The organism is Specibacter sp. BI4 (assembly GCF_056680095.1).
In genome coordinates this window covers 3395616-3415702 of record NZ_CM155265.1, presented here as the reverse complement: position 1 = coordinate 3415702, position 20087 = coordinate 3395616, and the positions used below count along the sequence as shown (strand labels likewise).

At 63.4% G+C, this 20087-nt stretch carries 15 protein-coding genes and 1 rRNA gene; 14 read left to right on the top strand and 2 right to left on the bottom strand.

Annotated features, from left to right (window positions below; genetic code table 11):
- Positions 1-57: 57 nt before the first annotated feature.
- The 8 genes from argB to AC1L6K_RS15585 all read left to right on the top strand — a co-directional run bounded on the left by argB (position 58) and on the right by AC1L6K_RS15585 (position 10381).
- The gene (argB, locus tag AC1L6K_RS15620) at positions 58-954 is read left to right on the top strand and encodes an acetylglutamate kinase (RefSeq protein ID WP_480949763.1); all 897 of its coding nucleotides are present in this window, start codon (positions 58-60) and stop codon (positions 952-954) included.
- Positions 954-2258, top strand: a complete 1305-nt coding sequence (locus tag AC1L6K_RS15615; protein WP_480949762.1) for an acetylornithine transaminase — start codon at positions 954-956, stop codon at positions 2256-2258. Before argB ends, AC1L6K_RS15615 begins: the two co-directional genes overlap by 1 nt.
- Positions 2259-3365 (top strand): ornithine carbamoyltransferase, encoded by a 1107-nt coding sequence (argF, locus tag AC1L6K_RS15610; RefSeq protein WP_480949761.1) that lies wholly within the window; start codon positions 2259-2261, stop codon positions 3363-3365.
- A gap of 2 nt (positions 3366-3367) precedes the next feature.
- Positions 3368-3901: an arginine repressor gene (locus AC1L6K_RS15605; RefSeq protein WP_480949760.1), complete on the top strand. Its 534-nt coding sequence runs from the start codon at positions 3368-3370 to the stop codon at positions 3899-3901.
- Between the two features lie 149 nt (positions 3902-4050).
- Positions 4051-5256: an argininosuccinate synthase gene (locus AC1L6K_RS15600; RefSeq protein WP_480949759.1), complete on the top strand. Its 1206-nt coding sequence runs from the start codon at positions 4051-4053 to the stop codon at positions 5254-5256.
- A 2-nt stretch (positions 5257-5258) separates the two neighbouring features.
- On the top strand, positions 5259-6674 hold the full coding sequence (gene argH / locus AC1L6K_RS15595) for an argininosuccinate lyase (protein WP_480949758.1): 1416 nt from the start codon (positions 5259-5261) through the stop codon (positions 6672-6674).
- A gap of 227 nt (positions 6675-6901) precedes the next feature.
- Entirely contained in the window at positions 6902-7636 is a 735-nt protein-coding gene (locus AC1L6K_RS15590) for a maleylpyruvate isomerase family mycothiol-dependent enzyme (protein WP_480949757.1), read from the top strand.
- 303 nt (positions 7637-7939) lie between these two features.
- Positions 7940-10381, top strand: coding sequence for an HNH endonuclease signature motif containing protein (locus AC1L6K_RS15585; protein WP_480949756.1), 2442 nt, complete (start codon positions 7940-7942; stop codon positions 10379-10381).
- A gap of 241 nt (positions 10382-10622) precedes the next feature.
- Here AC1L6K_RS15585 and AC1L6K_RS15580 read toward each other — a convergent pair whose 3' ends face one another.
- Positions 10623-11498, bottom strand: a complete 876-nt coding sequence (locus AC1L6K_RS15580; protein ID WP_480949755.1) for a DNA-3-methyladenine glycosylase family protein — start codon at positions 11496-11498, stop codon at positions 10623-10625.
- Positions 11499-11586: 88 nt separating this feature from the next.
- On the opposite strand from AC1L6K_RS15580, the gene AC1L6K_RS15575 reads away from it, so the two are divergent.
- Both AC1L6K_RS15575 and AC1L6K_RS15570 read left to right on the top strand, forming a co-directional pair.
- On the top strand, positions 11587-12225 hold the full coding sequence (locus AC1L6K_RS15575) for an SRPBCC domain-containing protein (protein ID WP_480949754.1): 639 nt from the start codon (positions 11587-11589) through the stop codon (positions 12223-12225).
- Between the two features lie 96 nt (positions 12226-12321).
- Entirely contained in the window at positions 12322-12987 is a 666-nt protein-coding gene (locus tag AC1L6K_RS15570) for a DNA-3-methyladenine glycosylase (protein WP_480949753.1), read from the top strand.
- On the opposite strand, the gene AC1L6K_RS15565 is transcribed toward AC1L6K_RS15570, so the two are convergent.
- Positions 12926-13585: a GNAT family N-acetyltransferase gene (locus AC1L6K_RS15565; protein WP_480949752.1), complete on the bottom strand. Its 660-nt coding sequence runs from the start codon at positions 13583-13585 to the stop codon at positions 12926-12928. The genes AC1L6K_RS15570 and AC1L6K_RS15565 overlap by 62 nt on opposite strands.
- Before the next feature lie 111 nt (positions 13586-13696).
- On the opposite strand from AC1L6K_RS15565, the gene AC1L6K_RS15560 reads away from it, so the two are divergent.
- The 4 genes from AC1L6K_RS15560 to AC1L6K_RS15545 all read left to right on the top strand — a co-directional run bounded on the left by AC1L6K_RS15560 (position 13697) and on the right by AC1L6K_RS15545 (position 20033).
- Positions 13697-14236 (top strand): adenine phosphoribosyltransferase, encoded by a 540-nt coding sequence (locus AC1L6K_RS15560; protein ID WP_480952789.1) that lies wholly within the window; start codon positions 13697-13699, stop codon positions 14234-14236.
- A 92-nt stretch (positions 14237-14328) separates the two neighbouring features.
- Positions 14329-16569 carry a HelD family protein gene (locus AC1L6K_RS15555; protein WP_480949751.1) on the top strand — a complete coding sequence of 747 codons (2241 nt, stop codon included), beginning with the start codon at positions 14329-14331 and terminating at the stop codon, positions 16567-16569.
- 102 nt (positions 16570-16671) lie between these two features.
- On the top strand, positions 16672-17982 hold the full coding sequence (gene tyrS, locus AC1L6K_RS15550; protein ID WP_480949750.1) for a tyrosine--tRNA ligase: 1311 nt from the start codon (positions 16672-16674) through the stop codon (positions 17980-17982).
- Positions 17983-18495: 513 nt separating this feature from the next.
- Positions 18496-20033, top strand: a 16S ribosomal RNA gene (locus AC1L6K_RS15545).
- Positions 20034-20087 lie beyond the last annotated feature (54 nt).

Sequence of the window (20087 nt, the reverse complement as noted above, 5' to 3'; positions counted from 1 at the left end):
TCGGTTGCGGGAGTTGGAAGCGCAGCAGTGCAACTTAACAGGACTAAGGAAAACATGATGACTTCGGTGGAAACCGCCCAGGACAAGGCCGGCACGCTGATTGAGGCGCTGCCGTGGATTCAGCAGTTTGCCGGCACCGTGGTGGTGGTCAAGTATGGTGGCAACGCCATGATCAACGATGAGCTGCGCCGTGCCTTCGCCGAGGACATTGTGTTTATGCACCATGTGGGGATCAAGCCGGTGGTGGTGCACGGTGGCGGGCCGCAGATCAACGCCATGCTCAAGCGGCTGGACATCAAAAGCGAGTTCAAGGGCGGGCTGCGCGTCACCACGCCGGAGGCCATGGACGTGGTCAGGATGGTGCTGACCGGTCAGGTTGGCCGCGAGCTCGTGGGCTTGATCAACGAACACGGCCCTTACGCCGTCGGACTTTCCGGCGAGGACGGCGCCCTGCTGCAGGCCGAACGCACCGGCACAGTGGTTGACGGCCTGCCCGTGGACCTGGGCCTGGTTGGTGAGGTGGTCGGCGTGAACCCCGGCGCCATTCTCGACCTGTTGGAGGCCGGCCGGATCCCCGTGATCTCCACCGTCGCCCCCGAGGTCGGGGACGCCTCAACCGTGCTGAACGTCAACGCCGACACCGCGGCGGCGGCACTGGCCGTCGCGCTGGCGGCTTCGCGGCTGGTGATCCTGACCGACGTCGAGGGCCTCTACGCGAACTGGCCGGACAAGTCCTCGCTGCTGAGCGAAATCGGCGCCGGGGCCCTGCGCGCCATGCTGCCGGAGCTGGAATCGGGCATGATCCCCAAGATGGGTGCCTGCCTGGCCGCGGTCGACGGCGGCGTGGCCCGTGCCGCCGTGGTCGACGGGCGCAGTGCCCATTCGGTGCTGCTGGAACTGATGACTTTTGAAGGCAACGGAACCCAAATTTTCCCGGATGAGGATGAGAAGTAATGACTGAACACAACGAACCGGCAGAGCAGCCCAAAACGGACCTGTCGCCTGCAGACCTGACCAATGCCAATGCTGCAGCTGTCACCGGAACGGGCACCAGCGCCCAGTGGCTGGCCCGCTACAAGGATTCCCTCATGGGCGTCTTTGGCAGCCCGCAGCGCGTCCTGGTCCGCGGCGCCGGCGCCCTGGTCTGGGACGCCGACGGCAAGGAATACTTGGACCTGCTCGGCGGCATCGCCGTGAACGCACTGGGCCACGCCCACCCGTTCGTCACCTCGGTGATCGCGAGCCAGCTCTCCACCCTGGGCCACGTCTCCAACTTCTTCACCAGTCCCACACAGATTGCCCTGGCCGAAAAGCTGCTGGAACTGGCCGAGGCTCCCGCGGGCTCCAAGGTGTTCTTCGCCAACTCCGGCACCGAGGCCAACGAGGCGGCCTTCAAGCTGGCCCGTGCCCACGGCGGCAAGGAACGCCCCACCATCCTGGCCCTGGAAGGCGGCTTCCACGGCCGCACCATGGGCGCGCTGGCCATGACGGCCAAGGCCGCCTACCGCGAACCGTTCGAGCCCATGCCTGCCGGCGTGCGGCACATCGCGTTCAATGACGTTGACGCCCTCCGCGCAGCCATGGACAGCTCCGTCGCCGCGTTGGTCATCGAGCCCATCCAGGGCGAGGCCGGCGTGCGCCCGCTCTCCGCCGAATATCTTGCGGCCGCCCGGGAGCTGACCCGCGAACACGGTGCCCTTCTGATCGTGGACGAGGTGCAAACAGGCATCGGCCGCACCGGCAGCTGGTTCGCCGGGATCGAGGCCGGCATCACGCCCGACGCCATGACCCTGGCCAAGGGCCTCGGCGGCGGCTTCCCGATCGGGGCCATCATCACCTTTGGCGAGGGGCCGTCCCTGCTGCTCAGCGCCGGCCAACACGGCACCACCTTCGGCGGCAACCCCGTCGCCACGGCCGCGGCACTGGCCACACTTCACGTTCTGGAATCCCAGCATGTGCTGGCCAACGTCAAAGCCGTCAGCACCATCTTTGCCGAGGGCCTGGCCAAGGTCGACGGCGTCACCGACGTTCGAGCTTTCGGCCTCCTGATCGGTTTTGATCTCACCGAAGACATCGCGGCCGGAGTTGTCAGCGCCGCGCTGGAAGCGGGCTTCATCGTCAACGCGCCGCGCCCCAACACCGTCCGCCTCGCACCGCCGCTGAACCTGACGCCCGAACAGGCCCGGTCCTTCCTTTCCGCATTGCCCGCCTTGATCGCCACGGCCACGGCCGCCCACCAGTTGGAAAAGAGTTCTTAGATGACACGCCACTTTCTCGTAGACACCGACCTCAGCCCGGCCGAGCAGGCGGAGGTCCTGGACCTTGCCGCCGCGCTGAAAAAGGCGCCGTACTCCAAGAACACGTTTGCCGGCGACGGCTCGGGTTCCCAGACTGTCGCAGTCATCTTTGACAAGACCTCCACCCGCACCCGCGTGTCCTTTGCCGCCGGCGTCGCGGCCCTGGGCGGCAACCCGCTGATCATCAACCCGGGCGAGGCCCAGATCGGCCACAAGGAATCCGTGGCCGACACCGCCAAGGTGCTCGAGCGCATGGTCTCCACGATCGTATGGCGCACCTACAGCCAGGCCGGACTCGAGGAGATGGCCGCCAACTCCAAGGTGCCCGTCATCAACGCGCTCTCCGACGACTACCACCCCTGCCAGCTGCTCGCGGACCTCCTCACCATCAAGGAGCACAAGGGTGAACTGGCCGGGCTGACCATGACCTACATGGGGGATTCGGCCAACAACATGGCGAACTCCTACCTGCTCGCCGGCGTCACGGCCGGCATGCACGTGCGCATCACCGGGCCCGCCGGGCATCTGCCGGCAGACGCCGTCGTGCAGGCCGCGCAGGAGCGTGCCGCGCAGACGGGCGGCTCCGTCCTCATCACCACCGATGTTGCCGAGGCCGTTGCCGGGGCCGACGTCCTCGTCACCGACACATGGGTGTCGATGGGCCAGGAAGAGGAAAAGGCGCAGCGCCTGGAGCTCTTCACCGAGTACGCGCTCGACGACGCCGCCCTCGCCCAGGCCGCCCCGGACGCCATTGTGCTGCACTGCCTGCCCGCCTACCGCGGCTATGAAATCTCCGCCTCCGTGATCGACGGTCCGCAGTCAGTGGTCTGGGACGAGGCCGAGAACCGCCTCCACGCCCAGAAGGCCCTCATGGTCTGGCTCGTGGAGAAGTCCACTGAGACGTCCGACGCCGGTGCTGCCGCGGCTTCCGCTGCTGGCGCCACGGGCACGGCCTCCGCCACAGGCACCGCTGGCGCCACCGGCACGGGCACGGCCTCCGCCACAGGCACCGCTGGCGCCACCGGCACGGGCGCCGACTCAGCCTCGGGCCGACGGGCCGGAGCCTAGCCATGGCCAAGCCCTCCATTCCGGCGGGAATGCCGGCCACCAAAACGGCACGGCAGGCCCGTGTGCAGGCCCTGCTGAACAGCCGTGCTGTGCGCTCCCAGGCCGAGCTGGCCGCTTTGCTGGCCGATGATGGCCTGGTGGTGGGGCAGGCGACGCTCTCCCGTGACCTGGTGGAATTGCGGGCCGTGCGCGTCCGGGGCAAGGAGGGCGGGCTGATTTATGCCCTGCCGCGCGAAGGCGGGGACCGCAGCGTGCACGCCGCCTCGTCCCAGGAACTCCTTGACACACGCCTGATCCGGTTGTGCGGGGAGCTCCTGGTCACGGCCGAGGGATCGGCCAACATCGCCGTGCTGCGAACCCCTCCGGGTGCTGCCAACTTCCTGGCCCTGGCGATTGACCATTCGGTCATGCCGTCCATTCTTGGCACCATTGCCGGGGATGACACCGTCATGGTCATCAGCCGGGACGCGCTGGGCGGGGATGCAGTGGCGGACAGGTTCCTTCAATTTGCTGCTGAATCAAGCTCCGGAGCCTGATTCGGCTTTAGGCTGGTGGAACTGCCGGCGGCAGGTTGAATAGATTTTAGTCAGATTGCATAATCATGCATTATGCTTTGAAGTAACGTGAAAACACACTCCGACGGTCCTTGGTACCTGACGGGTTTTCAACATTAGGGAGACAGAACGTGACTGATCGCATTGTATTGGCCTACTCCGGTGGCCTCGACACCTCCGTTGCCATTGGCTGGATCGGCGAAGCCACCGGTGCAGAAGTTATTGCAGTGGCTGTTGACGTGGGACAGGGTGGGGAGTCCCTGGAGGACATCCGTCAGCGCGCCCTTGCTTGTGGCGCCGTCGAGGCTTATGTTGCCGATGCGCGTGACGAATTCGCCAACGAATACGCCATGCCCACGCTGAAGGCCAATGCGCTGTACCAGGGTCACTACCCGCTGGTTTCGGCCATCTCCCGCCCCGTGATCGTCAAGCACCTGGTGAAGGCTGCCCGCGAATTTGGCGCCACCACGGTTGCCCACGGCTGCACCGGCAAGGGCAACGACCAGGTTCGTTTTGAAGTCGGCATCCAGACGCTCGGCCCGGACCTGAAGTGCATCGCACCGGTCCGAGACTTGGCACTGACCCGCGACAAGGCCATCGCCTTCGCCGAGGCCAAGGGCCTGCCGATCGAAACCACCAAGAAGAACCCGTACTCCATCGACCAGAACGTCTGGGGCCGCGCCGTTGAAACCGGCTACCTCGAAGACATCTGGAATGCTCCCACCAAGGACATCTACGACTACACGGCCACCCCGGAATTCCCGCCGGCACCGGACGAGGTCGTCATCTCCTTCAGCAAGGGCATCCCCGTCGCCATTGACGGCGTCAAGGTCACCCCGCTGCAGGCAATCCAGGAACTGAACCGCCGCGGCGGCGCCCAGGGCGTGGGACGCATCGACGTCGTCGAGGATCGTCTCGTTGGCATCAAGAGCCGCGAAATCTACGAGGCACCGGGTGCAATGGTGCTGATGACGGCGCACAAGCACCTCGAGGACATCACCATCGAGCGCGAGCAGGCACGTTTCAAGGCAACAGTCGGCCAGCGCTGGGCCGAGCTGGTCTACGACGGCCAGTGGTTCTCACCGCTGAAGCGTTCACTGGACGCGTTCATCGAGGACACCCAGCAGCACGTCAACGGTGACATCCGCCTGACCCTGCATGGTGGCCAGGCGATCGTCAACGGCCGCCGCTCCGAGACGTCCCTGTACGACTTCGACCTGGCGACGTACGACACCGGCGACACCTTCGACCAGTCGCAGGCCAAGGGCTTCATCGAGCTGTGGGGCATGTCCTCAAAGGTTGCTTCGCAGCGCGACCAGCGCGTCCTGGGCCTGTAACCATGGCGCACGGTACTAACGAGGGTGCGCTGTGGGGCGGCCGTTTTCAGGGCGGCCCCGCCGACGCGCTGGCGGCACTGAGCAAGTCAACCCACTTTGACTGGCGTTTGGCCCTGTACGACATTGCCGGTTCAAAGGCGCATGCCCGAGTCCTGCGAACCGCGGGATTGCTGGACGACGTCGAGCTGGCAGACATGCTCGAGGCCCTGGGGGAGCTTGAAGCCGATGTGAAGTCTGGCGCCTACCGGCCCGCAGTTTACGACGAGGATGTGCACGGTTCACTTGAGCGCGGGCTACTGACGCGCGCGGGAACCATCCTGGGCGGAAAACTCCGGGCAGGGCGTTCCCGCAACGACCAGATTGCCACGTTGGGGCGGATGTATCTGCGGGACCACGCACGAATCGTGGCGGCTGGTGTCGTGTCAGTGATTGACGCATTGGTGGACCAGGCCAAGGCACACCACGGTGTGGCCATGCCCGGTCGCACACACCTCCAGCATGCCCAGCCGGTGCTGCTCAGCCACCATCTGCTGGCGCATGCCTGGGCGCTGTTGCGCGACGTGCAGCGCCTTGTTGACTGGGACAAGCGTGCGGCTGTTTCGCCGTACGGCTCGGGCGCCCTGGCTGGTTCTTCACTGGGTCTGGACCCGAATGCCGTCGCCGCCGATCTTGGCTTTGACTCGGCTACCTGGAACTCGATTGACGGCACGGCATCACGCGACGTTTTCGCGGAGTTTTCCTGGGTTTGCGCCATGATTGGCGTGGACCTGTCAAGGATCTCCGAGGAAGTCATCCTGTGGGCCACGAAGGAGTTCTCCTTCGTGAAGCTGCATGATTCCTACTCCACGGGCTCCTCGATCATGCCGCAGAAGAAGAATCCCGATGTGGCCGAGCTTGCCCGCGGCAAGGCCGGGCGCCTGATTGGCGACCTGACCGGGCTGTTGGCAACGCTGAAGGGCCTGCCGTTGGCCTACAACAGGGACCTGCAGGAGGACAAGGAGCCCGTCTTCGACGCGGCGGACACCCTTGAACTGCTGCTGCCCGCAGTCTCCGGCATGATGGCCACGCTGGTGTTCAACACCGAACGGATGGAAGCTCTCGCACCGCAGGGCTTCGCACTGGCAACCGACATCGCCGAATGGCTTGTCCGCCAGGGCGTGCCGTTCCGTGACGCGCACGAACTTTCGGGCGCAGCCGTCAAGATTGCCGAGTCTCGCGGCGTTGAGCTGTGGGACCTGACGGATGAGGAGTACGCCGGCATTTCGGCGCACCTGACCCCCGAGGTCCGCACAGTCCTGAGCACCGACGGCTCGCTGAACAGCCGCAACTCGCAGGGCGGCACGGCGCCGTCCGCAGTCCTGGCGCAGTTGGCGGCCCTTGAGGGGCAGCTGGACGAGGTTCGCGCCTTCCTGGCCTGACCGACGTCGGACGTCCCGCGCAGATCCCCGGGGAAAGTCCTGGAGATGCCCGCATCCCTGGTGGATGCGGGCATCTCCTGTTCCAGCGCCGAACGGTCTCCCACGCTCCCTGGCCGCTCCCACGCCTCGCAGCTATGGTCCCAAGCGGGCCCCTCGACCGTTAGCGCCGAACGGTCTCCCACGCCTCGCAAGCTCGACGCGGGCCCCTCGACCGTTAGGCTGGGGGCATGACTGATATTTCAAACGCCCAGCTGGTGGACCGACTCAAGGCTGCAGCAGACAATGTGAGCGCAAAGTTGGGGGCCCTCAGCGACGCCGATGTCCTGGCCCCCACCGAACTGCCCGGTTGGACCCGCGGGCATATTTTGGCGCATATGGCGCATGTTTCAAATGCCATGGCCAGGCAGATCGAGTATGCACTGCGCGGGGAGCTGATCGAGTTTTACGACGGCGGCCCTGGCGCCCGGACGCAGGCAATCGAGATGAATGCCGGGCACACGGCCCAGGAACACCGGGATTATATTTCGGCCGCATTCACCCGAGCGCTGGGTGTCATCGACGGGCTCGAAGACGCCCAGTGGGACCTGCCCATCAGCTACCGCGACGGCGTGGTGCGCGATGGCGCGCTGGCGTACTGGCGCGAGCTTGTCATCCACCTGGCCGACCTGCAGCTGGGCCGCGGGCCTGAGACCTGGTCCAAGGAATTCTGCCTGTACCTGATCGAGTTTCTGGCGACCCGGGTGCCCGGGGACATCCAGCTCAAGCTGCTGCCGCTGGGCCTGCCGCCGATGACTGTCGGCTCGGGCGAGAGCGCCGTTTCCATACAGGGGATGCTCACTGACATCGTGGCGTGGCTGTCGGGCCGCACGCCCACCATGGGCACCCTGCGGGCGGAAGCCGCCGCGGATTCGGTGGAGCTGCCAGTGCTGCTGCCCTGGCCGTCGGCGTTCGCCGCGAAATAGCCGGGTCGGCAACTTTGCCGGATGCCGCCGTTGTCCCTTTTGAAGGGGCGACGGCGGTTCTTGCGTTTCGGAGCCGGTCAGCTTGGCTGGGTGTTTGGGTTGGGTGCGTGGGTGTTGCGGGTCGTCCCGCGGGCGGGCGCTGCTGGGGTCGTCTTGCAGGCCGGCGCAGCTGGGGCGATGCCGCTGGCGGGCGCTGCTGGGGCGGGGTGCCTGAGTGGATGTGCCGGGATCCACCGAAAAAGATTTAGAAGATTCTTTCGGGGTTCTATTGCGTGCCGGTAACGGTGGTTGTATTCTTGGGGTATGAGTATTCCGGTGATTGTCCCCGGGGACCGGGGTGGTGAGGCCACACAGGATGTGGTTTCACTTCTTGCCGCGGTTGGTGCTCTTCCTTTTATTGAACCCTTTGGGTCTGACAATCCTGTTTTGGCGGGGTTGCCGTTGTTGGCGGGGTTTCCGGTGCCTGATCCGGAGCCGGTGTCCCAGCACGGTGTTGCTTGTGGTGTGCATGATGGTGCTGTTGCGGCGTTGGCGGTCGTGAAGCTGTTGGAGGATGCGACGGCGGCGTGCAAGGCGTCGTTGTTGGGGCAGTTGATGGGGGCTGTGGGGGTTGAGCGGGTTGCTGTGGATTTGGATCCGTGGCAGGCGAAGCTGGCTGAGTCCAGTGCCGTGGTTGAGGCGGCCCAGTCGTTGGGTATTGCTGAACGGACGGCGGTGGCGTTGACGCATCATGCGTTGGAGGTGTTGGCGCATCCGGGGACGTTTGCGGCGTTGGGGGCGGGGGTGTTGTCCTGGCGTCATGCGTGCACGATTGTTCAAGAGATCGCCACGTTGGAGGACACCGGCACTGTCACGGCTGCTGATGTGGGGGTGTTTGAGGGGCGGTTGTTGGTGTTGGCGCCGGGGACCACTGCTGTCAGGTTTGCGGGGAAGGCGCGGCGGGAGCGGGAGAAGATGTTCCCTGAGTCGATGGAGACGCGCACGAAGGAGGCGTTCAAGAATCGGCGGTTGAGCAATGATCCGGGCCGGGATGGGATGTCGTGGCTGACGTTGCATATTCCGACGTTGGCGGCGAACGCGATCATGGTTCATTGCCATCGGCTCGCGGAGGCGATCAAGAATGATGCCACGGCACGTCAGCGTGCTGCTGACGCGGTGGGTGCGGGGGAGGATTGCCGTGAGTACCGGACGCGTGAGCAGATCCGTGCTGATGTTGCCGCGATTCTGCTCATGGGCCAGGAACTCCCGGCCAACAGCTACACCAACCCCACCACCACCAACCCAAACACCACCAGCCCGCACAGCCGAGGCACGGCCCGTACAGGCAGCGGCGGCCAAGGGGCCGGCAGCCACAACAGCAACAGCACCGGTGGCTATAACAGCCAGGGTGCCGGCACAGGCCGGAACGGTTCTTCTTTCGGCAATACACCCACTCATGGCAGCAGGAGTGGTGGTTTCACCGGCCAGGGTGCCGGCAGCGGTACGGCTCGCGGTAGTGGCGGTAGTGGCGGTGTTGGTGGTTGTGGCGGTGGGGTGGGTTTTGGTGGGGGTGGTGGTGTTGTTTTTGGGGAGAAGTCGGCGTTTGGGGTGAGTTTGGTTGAGGCGCCGGGGTGGGAGTGCGAAGAGGCGAATCCGCCCCGCACCCCGGGCCCCACCCCGGGCCCTGCCCCGGGTCCTGGCATCATTACCGAGGACGTCGTCGCCGACGGCTCCGGGACCGCCAGCACCGGGAATCCGGTGATTGGTTCCGGGGCGGGGACAGCTCTGCCTGACGAGGGTCAACCTCTCAGGGGCACCGTCGTGCCTGGCGGGGCGGGGCCGGAACCTCCTCTCAGTGGCACCAGCATGCCGAAAGGCCAGGATAACCCTGGGCCGGGGCCGGGGTTGGTGGATGTGGCGGGGGATGTGCCGGTGTCGGGGTCGTTGGTTGGTGATGGTTCTGGTTATGTGGGCGGGTTGGTTGACGGGATTGTCGAGGACCGTCAGCAGGAGTATTTGGAGCAGTTGGAGGCTATGCGTCAGGGGAAGGTGATGGTGGATCCGCCGTTGCCGAGGGCGCAGATTTTGCTCAAGGTCCCGTTTTTGGGGTTGGTGGGTGTCACTGCTGAACCGGCTGAGTTGGTCGGTGAGGGGGCTGGGCCGGTGCCGTTGGGGATTGCCAGGAAGCTCATGGCGGGTGCGAAGACGTTCTTGCGGGTGTTGACTGATCCGGTGACGGGTGAGGCGTTGCCGTTGAGTCCGGAGCGGTACACGCTGCGGGATGCGGAGAAAGCGGTGTTGCAGGCCCTGGCCGGGGGCTGTTATTTCCAGAATTGCATGAATCCGGTGGTGCTCACGGAGATGGATCATCTGAGGTCGTGGGAGCACGGGGGCAAGTCCACGCTCGAGAACGTTCGCCCGGCGTGTGCTGTTCATCATCGCTTGCGGCATTTTAAGGATGATAAGGATCGTCATGGCATGTATCGGCGGTATCGGGATTCGTATCGGCATCAGATTCGTTTGCGGGGCTGGACACCGCAGCTCACTGCTGATGGCAGGGTGGGGTGGATTACCCCGGGTGGGAAGTATCGGGCGCCCTTGTATGAGACACCTCAATGCACGCAGTACCCGAAGTGGTTGAAGCGGCGCCTCGCCAAGGCCCTCAACCCACCACGCAACACAGCCGCCAACACAGCCGCCAGCAACGCAGGCAGCAGCGGCATGGACAGAAACCCCGGGACAGGCCCAACAACCCCCAGGCCATGAACAACACCCGGAGCAAGAAGCGCCCCTGACGGAGTGAACAACCCCGAGGGCCAGTCCGGCTCTCGAGCAGGAAGCGCCCCGGCGCAGCGTACAACTCAGCCGGAGCCAGCGCCCCAGCCACCAGCCAACCAGCTAACACGGCACCACGAGCCAAGAAGCCACGGAAACTATATGGCGGCGGCTCGTTCCGCAGCAGTTCGGTTCCCCGCCAGTTTTGTGAAGACGGCATTGGCGAGCCAGGCTATTTGCCCCCGGAGACCCGCCACAAGTGAAGGGTCAGGTAGGAGCGCCATGGTGCCAGTGGTGCACCCATGGCACTCAACTCGGGTGCCTTGATGGTGCGGGCTTCGGCAAGGGAGTCGCCCCGGAGGAGACCGTAGCCGTTGCGGACAGCTGCGTCCCCGGGCAGGAAGATGTCGCTGCTGCCCAGAACCCGCATGGCGACGTACCCTACGGTCCACGGACCGATGCCAGCGATGGGGAGAAGTTTTTCGGCCAAGGTTCCCTCGGTGTCGCCGGGGCCGAGTTGCAAGGATCCGTCGGAAAGCATTGCGGCAACGGCCACGATGGAATCGATCCGCCGTTGGGGACCGCGCAGAATGGTCCGGCCGTGGGAGGCAATCTCGGCCGGGCCCGGGAAGAAGTGCGTCATGGTCCCGTGCGGCATCCGGCTGGGTGTACTCGATGCCACCAATTGGTTGAGCGCGGTGCGGGCAGCTGCCACAGTGATTTGCTGGCCCACCATGGCCCGAATGAGGATTTCGGCTGGATCCACGCAGCCTGGCAGCCTGATGCCGGGAAGTGCTGCCACCCGGCCCGCAATCAACGGGTGCGCACTCAAAGCGGTGTCGGCCTGCACCGGATCATGATCCAAGTTGAACAGCCGGCGAACCCTTACGAGCAGTTCGACAGCGTCGGAAGGGTCCTCTAAATCCTGCTCAAGCCACAGGGCACTGCCGTCCCAGCTGACACGAAACCAGCCGTGCCCGCCCGGCAGAAGGAGGGTGCGGGCATAGCTTGCAGAATCCGCCTCCTCAACACCGGCCACGGCACGTGCGGCCAGGAAGTCAAAAATGCCCGGCTCGAACGGGGGAATGAACGACAACGCAAATGTCATGATTCCATCCTCCCATCCACCGGGTGCAGGATCCGCTCTTCATCCACGCCCCTTGCCCCGGGCATGGTTCACACCTAGGGTTGGCGGCATGAGGGACATGATGAAAGCACTCACCGACGTCACACGCAGCGTCAGGACAGCCCAGCTGGGCCATGGGGACGCCATCGCCGTAGTCCTGCAGCAGGAGCTGTCAGCCTCGGCCGCGGATGTGTGGGCTGCCTGCACTGCGCCGGAGCGCATCAGCCGATGGTTTCTGCCCGTCACGGGGGACCTGCGCGACGGAGGAGACTACGCCTTGGAAGGCAATGCGTCCGGGGAGATCCTCGACTGCACGGCGCCACGGTCCTTCCGGGTGTCGTGGATCTTTGGCCAGGAGCCGCATTCCGAGCTGGAAATCCGGCTCACCGCCACCAACACTGACCACACCCTCTTCGAGCTCGACCACACGGTCCCGGCCGGCACCGGCATGATGGAAACGTACGGGCCGGGCGCAGTTGGCGTCGGCTGGGACCAGGCGCTGGTGGGCTTGGACGATTTTCTGCGCGGACTGCCCACCGGCCCCGCCAACCCGTTGCCGCCCGAGGTGATGAACCCGTTCACGGCGACCAGCAGCCGTGCCTGGGCCGATGCCGCCATCGTCAACGGCACCGACCCGGAAGCCGCGTGGGCTGCAGCCGGGCGCACCACCGCGTTTTACACTGAAGCGGACGACGCCGGACCCTCCTAAGGCGCTTTCCGCCGGCACCGCGTGGGTGGGAGTGCCGCCCGGCACGTCCCGCAGGAAGCCCGCACCCGGCCGGGCGGCTCCTGCTAAGTTGAGAATATGGGCCAGCCAGTTAACATCCTTGAGCTACTTCAAAATCCTGCCACCGTCGTGGCGCCCCACTTGCTGGGCGCCTTGGTGCGCCATGAGAGTCCGGAAGGCCCCGTCGTCGTACGTCTGACCGAGGTGGAAGCCTATCTGGGCCCGGCAGATTCCCTCGATCCGGACCCGGGCGCCCACAGCTACAGGGGCAAGACCAACCGCAACGCAGTGATGTTTGGCCCGCCCGGGCACCTTTATGTGTATTTCACCTATGGCATGCATTTTTGCGCAAATCTGGTCTGCCGCCCGGCGGGGGAGTCCTCCGGATGCCTGATGCGGGCAGGCGAAGTGGTGGAAGGGCTGGACTTGGCGCGCGCACGCCGCCCCACGGCCAAACGCGACCTTGAGCTGGCGCAGGGACCGGCGAGGCTGACCAAGGCAATGGGATTCAACCTCACGCACAATGGTGTGGCGGCGCTCGGCGGGGAAGTGACAGTAACGTTGCCGGAGACGCCGGCCCAGGCTGTCATGGTGGGTCCACGCGTTGGCATCAGCGGGCCCGGCGGCACTGCGGAGTACCCGTGGCGGTTTTGGATCGCCGGTGACCCCACCGTCTCCAAATTCAAGCCGGGAGTGGTGCGCGGCCCGCGTCGGACCGCACCGGCTGCTCCGAGCGGCCAATAGCGCCGACAACCTCCGGCAGCAGGTCCGCGGGTGTCAGCCGCCGGACCAGCCCCGATCGCGTCGCCGGCCACTCATGGTCCAGCAGCGAATACACGCAGCTGTCGACCCGCGATCCCTGATGGCCGTGGCGGTAGCTGCGCAAAACGCCCTCCAGGGTGGCACCCAGTTTCTCAATCGCCGCGGCACTGCGAACGTTGCGCACGTCGCAGCGCAACGTCACCCTGCAGACCGACAGCTCCTCGAAGGCAAAAGTCAGCAGCACAAGCTTCGATGCGGCATTGACGTTGCGGCCCCAGTAATCGCGGCGCAAGAACGTCATGCCCAGCTCAGCCCGTGACTGCTCCGGCACATAGTCGTACAGGCTGGTGGTCCCCGCAACGGTGCCGGTGTCCTCATCGATCACCGCGAAGGCAATGACGGCAGGGTCGGCGATCCGCGCCGCAAAAAGCTGTTCCAGGGCCCGCCTGGATGTGGGCTGTTCCGAAGCCAGGCCGGCCCACATCCCCGCATCGATGTGCGGGAACAAATCTGCCGCGTGGCGACGCCGCAGCGGCACAAGCCGGACACCGTGTCCGGGGAGGGAAAATTTGTGTCTCACGGCAATATCCAAGCACCCTTGTGGGAGAGGGAAAAGGCCCCTGTGGGGACGCTGTACCGTTGAAGGGTGAACGAGAGATTAAGTGCGCCCGAAACACCATTTTCCAACTCCCTGCCGACCGCAGAAAATCCGCACGTTTCCGCAGTCATTGAGCGGCTGTGCGCCACCGTCGAAGACTACCCGTCGCCGGGTATTGTTTTCAAAGATTTAACCCCCGTTTTTGCCGACGGACCGGCGTTGAAACAGGTGGTCGACGCCATCGTCGGTGCCTTCGCCGGACAGTTCGATGCCGTGGCCGGGGTTGAAGCCCGCGGCTTCCTGCTTGCAGCGGCTGCTGCCTATGCCACAGGGACCGGGGTGGTCACCATCCGCAAGGCTGGAAAACTGCCACGTGCCGTGTACTCCGAAAGCTACTCACTGGAGTATGGGCAGGCCACCCTGGAAATACACCAGGACGACGTCCCAGTTGGCACGCGTGTGTTAATTCTCGACGACGTGCTTGCCACCGGAGGCACTCTCGGCGCCGCTGCGAGCCTGCTGGAACGCACAGGTGCCGTGGTGGCAGGCATCGGTGTCGTGCTGGAGATTGATGCATTGCCGGGACGTGAGAATCTGGGCGGCCATGCAGTGGTTTCGCTGCTCCACGTGTAGCTGAGCTCACATGTGCCAGCGCCCGTGCAGATAGAGGGATAGAATAGACGGTCCGCCTTTTGGCGGTATGCCTTACGTATCAGGAGCCTTGCATGTATGACGACGAGTTGGCCCAAGAACGCAGCTATGTTGACGGTCTATATTCACGCCTGGATGAACTTCGCGCGGAAAAGGTGGAGCAACTGGGTGAAGTGCGCCGCACCAAGTCCATGGGCACACACCAGAACCGCTCCGAGCGGGACGCCTTTGCCACGCTGTATGAGAACCGCCTGGCGCAGCTGAACGCCGTGGATGACAAGCTCGTGTTTGGCCGGCTGGACCTGGACGACGGGCAGGTCCGCTACATTGGCCGCATCGGTCTTTCCGCGGAGGACCTGCGCCAGTTGATGGTTGACTGGCGTGCCCCGGAGGCAGGGACCTTCTATCAGGCGACAGCCTTCGAGCGCATGAGCGTTCGCCGCCGTCGCCACCTGCTGCTGCACGGGCGCAACGTCAAGGCCATTGAGGACGATGTCCTTGACCACACCATGCTTGTGGAAGGCGAACACCTGCAGGGCGAAGGTGCGCTGCTGGCCGCACTGAACTCCAAGCGCACGGGCCGCATGAACGACATCGTCGGCACCATCCAGGCCGAGCAGGACAGGATCATCCGCTCTCCCCTCAGTGGGGCGCTGGTGGTGCAGGGCGGGCCGGGCACCGGAAAAACCGCAGTGGCGCTGCACCGCGCCGCCTACCTGCTTTACACCCACCGCGACAGGCTGCAATCGGCCGGCGTGCTGCTGGTGGGCCCGTCGAATGCGTTCATGAAGTACATTGAGCGGGTGCTGCCCTCCTTGGGCGAAACTGGCGTCGTCATGGCCAGCGTGGGAAACCTTTTCCCGGGCGTGCAGGGCACTGCGACGGAATCTGCTGAGACGGCGGAATTGAAGGGCCGCATCGCCATGGCCCAGGTCGTGGCCAACGCCGTGGCGAACCGCCAGCGCACGCCTCGGGAGGATGTCAGGCTCGACGTCGAAGGCACCCGTTTGATCCTCACGGTCCGCCAGGTGCGCCGAGCCAGGGACAAGGCACGGGCCACCGGCCTGCCACACAACGAAGCGCGGGTCACGTTCGTGAAGACCCTGCTGCGCGAACTCACCGAACAATTGCGCGAACACATTGAATCGGCCGGCGCCGGCAACAACGCCGACAGGTCCTATCTAGGCGAGGATGTCCGGTCAGCCCGCGACGTGCGAGTCATGCTCAACCTGTGTTGGATGCCCATGACGGCCCAGCAGCTTGTCGATGACATGTTCAGCAAGCCTGAGATTCTGGCTGCCGTGACGCCGGGCTTCACCCAGACCGAGCGCGAGTTGCTGCTGCGCAGCCCCGGCGCGCCCTGGAGCGAGTCGGATGTGCCGTTGCTGGATGAGGCAGCCGAACTCCTGGGCGAACTGGATGCCACCGGCGGCCGCGCCCAGGCAAGTTCAGAATCTCAGCGCAAGCGTGATCTCGCCAACGCGGAGAAGGCCATCTCCAACATGAACCAGCAGCTGGAGGACTCCGGCGTTGACGGCATTCTGACGGCCGAACAGCTTGCCGACTACAACATTGTCGAGGCCGAATCACAGACCAGCGCCGAACGTGCCCTGACCGACAGGTCCTGGGCCTACGGCCACGTGGTCGTTGACGAAGCCCAAGAACTTTCACCCATGCAGTGGCGCCTCTTGGTGCGCCGCTGTCCCGTGAAGTCCTTCACAATCGTTGGCGACATTGCCCAAACAAGTTCCGCAGCCGGCGCCATGTCATGGCAGCAGGCGCTCACACCGTTGCTCGGTGAACGTTGGAACATTGAGGAACTGACTGTCAACTACCGCACGCCGACGCAGATCGCCGAGGCCGCCGTGCGCATGGCCAATGCCGCGGGCCAGGTGGTTTCTGCGCCGAAGGCTGTGCGCGATGGCGAGTGGGAACCCCTTGTTGACTTCGTTGCTCCGGCCGACGTCATCAAGCGGGTTGTTGACGTCATGCCCGAGGAAACCGCCGCCGTGGGCGGGGGACTGGTGGCAGTCATTGCCCCGAGTGCCATGGTGCAGGCCACGGCGGCGGCCCTGCGCACTGTATATGGGAACCGGATTGGCCACGGGGCCGGGTCACTGGAACAGGACATTGTGGTGATTGACCCGCACGAGGCCAAGGGGCTCGAGTTTGACGGCGTCATCATCGTTGAGCCCGCAGCTTTGCTGGCCGGTGCCAACGGCCGTGTTGGCGACCTTTATGTCTCCATGACCCGGCCCACCCAGCGCCTCCGCCTGGTCACGTCGGAGCCGCTGCCGGCGGGAATCGAAGCGTAAGCACGGAAACAAGCCGTCCCGCTGTCGTCACCTTCGCGGCCACAGCGGGACATAACGGGGCTGGAGTCGAAAGAAACGCCGTCGTGCTGGTAATTTTGAAGCGTGTCTTTGCAAACTGAACTCCGCGCCCCCGAGAACGATCCCAGCTTCGCCAATGTTTGGCAGGAGCTCAAGTGGCGAGGCCTGGTCCAGGTCTCCACAGACGAGGCAGCTCTTGAGGAGCTCCTCGCTGGCGAGCCGATCACATACTATTGCGGGTTCGACCCCACAGCGCCCAGCCTGCACCTTGGCAACCTTGTCCAGCTGCTGACGATGCGACGCATGCAGCTGGCCGGCCACAAGCCGCTGGGCCTGGTGGGCGGCTCCACCGGTTTGGTGGGGGACCCGCGTCCGACGGCGGAGCGCACCATGAACACCAAGGAGACGGTAACCGAGTGGGTTGGCTTCCTGCAGGGACAGGTCCAGCGCTTCCTCTCCTTCGAAGGCGACAATGCGGCACGCATGGTCAACAATCTTGACTGGACCGAGCCCATGTCGGTGCTCGATTTCCTGCGTGACGTTGGCAAGTACTTCCGTGTCGGCACCATGATCAAGAAGGACATTGTTGCCTCGCGCCTCAATTCCGATGAGGGCATCAGCTACGCCGAATTCAGCTACCAGATTCTGCAGGGCATGGACTACCTGGAGCTGTACCGTCAATACGGTTGTGTGCTGCAGCAGGGCGGTTCCGACCAGTGGGGCAACCTGACAAGCGGCACCGACCTGATCCGCAAGGTTGAGGGGGCCTCCGTCCACGCACTGGGGACGCCATTGATCACCAACTCCGATGGCACCAAATTCGGCAAGAGCGAGGGCAATGCCATCTGGCTAGACGCCGCCATGTGCAGCCCGTTAGACATGTACCAGTTCTGGCTCAACACTTCAGATGCCGATGTGGTCGACCGCCTGAAGGTCTTCACCTTCCTGTCACGTGCGGAAATTGCGATAATTGCCGATGCAGTGGCCTCGAAACCGCAGGCCCGCGAAGGCCAGCGCACCCTTGCCTTCCAGGTGACCTCACTGGTTCACGGTGTGGACTCCACGTTGAAGGTCATCGCAGCCTCGGCTGCGCTCTTTGGCCAGGGCGACGTTGCTGCACTTGACGAGGACACCCTGGCGTCGGCCACGCGTGAACTGCCCCGCTCGTCGGCGCCGGCCGCGGGCATGACCATTGTTGAACTGTTGGTTGCCGCGGGATTGTCCAACAGCAATTCGGCTGCCCGCCGCACGGTGGGGGAGGGCGGCGCCTACGTAAACAACGTAAAGATCACCGACCCCGACACTGTTTTGGGTGTTGCCGATGCATTGCATGGCAAGTACTTGTTGATGCGCCGCGGCAAGCGGACACTGGCAATGGTGGAGCTGGCAGGCTAGATTCTCGCGGTGGGGATGCCCGCCTCCAATTTGCATTGGAGGCGGGCATCCGTGTATTGTTCTAGTTGTTGCTTGCGCAACGCTGGGCCACTCCGCTTGCGGGGAAGAGCCCACCACCTCGCAAGAAGCCAAAATCTAAGAAAACTTACCGAATACAATCGTCTCTTCGAGTCGAAAATATTGGAATAAGAATACGGATTTGAGGAAAGCACCGAGTGACAAGCCACACACGCTGTGGATTGGACAAAGTGAATTCCAATGAAATAAAGTATGAACATCGCAACGATGAAAACTAATTATGAATCACTAATTAGGAATTACTCGAATGCAGTTGTTGTTTGAGAACTCAATAGTGTGCCAAGTTTTATTGATACCAATTTATTTATATTGAATTGGTTATTTGGTTGTGTGTTGCCGCCCCTGTGGTGATGCATGATCGTTTAGCTGGTTTCGAATTTAGTGCATGCTTTCATTTACCTTTTTCCGGTGTGATTGTGTGTGTCTGTTTAGTTATTAACGGAGAGTTTGATCCTGGCTCAGGATGAACGCTGGCGGCGTGCTTAACACATGCAAGTCGAACGATGAACTGGCGCTTGCGTCGGGGATTAGTGGCGAACGGGTGAGTAACACGTGAGTAACCTGCCCTTAACTCTGGGATAAGCCTTGGAAACGGGGTCTAATACTGGATATTGACTTTACATCGCATGGTGTTTGGTTGAAAGATTTATTGGTTTTGGATGGACTCGCGGCCTATCAGCTTGTTGGTGAGGTAATGGCTCACCAAGGCGACGACGGGTAGCCGGCCTGAGAGGGTGACCGGCCACACTGGGACTGAGACACGGCCCAGACTCCTACGGGAGGCAGCAGTGGGGAATATTGCACAATGGGCGAAAGCCTGATGCAGCGACGCCGCGTGAGGGATGACGGCCTTCGGGTTGTAAACCTCTTTCAGTAGGGAACAAGGCCAGACGTTGTCTGGTTGAGGGTACTTGCAGAAGAAGCGCCGGCTAACTACGTGCCAGCAGCCGCGGTAATACGTAGGGCGCAAGCGTTATCCGGAATTATTGGGCGTAAAGAGCTCGTAGGCGGTTTGTCGCGTCTGCCGTGAAAGTCCGGGGCTCAACCCCGGATCTGCGGTGGGTACGGGCAGACTAGAGTGATGTAGGGGAGACTGGAATTCCTGGTGTAGCGGTGAAATGCGCAGATATCAGGAGGAACACCGATGGCGAAGGCAGGTCTCTGGGCATTAACTGACGCTGAGGAGCGAAAGCATGGGGAGCGAACAGGATTAGATACCCTGGTAGTCCATGCCGTAAACGTTGGGCACTAGGTGTGGGGGACATTCCACGTTTTCCGCGCCGTAGCTAACGCATTAAGTGCCCCGCCTGGGGAGTACGGCCGCAAGGCTAAAACTCAAAGGAATTGACGGGGGCCCGCACAAGCGGCGGAGCATGCGGATTAATTCGATGCAACGCGAAGAACCTTACCAAGGCTTGACATGAACTGGAAACACCTGGAAACAGGTGCCCCGCTTGCGGTCGGTTTACAGGTGGTGCATGGTTGTCGTCAGCTCGTGTCGTGAGATGTTGGGTTAAGTCCCGCAACGAGCGCAACCCTCGTTCTATGTTGCCAGCACGTGATGGTGGGGACTCATAGGAGACTGCCGGGGTCAACTCGGAGGAAGGTGAGGACGACGTCAAATCATCATGCCCCTTATGTCTTGGGCTTCACGCATGCTACAATGGCCGGTACAATGGGTTGCGATACTGTGAGGTGGAGCTAATCCCAAAAAGCCGGTCTCAGTTCGGATTGGGGTCTGCAACTCGACCCCATGAAGTCGGAGTCGCTAGTAATCGCAGATCAGCAACGCTGCGGTGAATACGTTCCCGGGCCTTGTACACACCGCCCGTCAAGTCACGAAAGTTGGTAACACCCGAAGCCGGTGGCCTAACCCCCTTGTGGGGAGGGAGCTGTCGAAGGTGGGACTGGCGATTGGGACTAAGTCGTAACAAGGTAGCCGTACCGGAAGGTGCGGCTGGATCACCTCCTTTCTAAGGAGCACCAAACACCACAACGGTGACTGCATAGTTGCTGGTTGGTGGTGT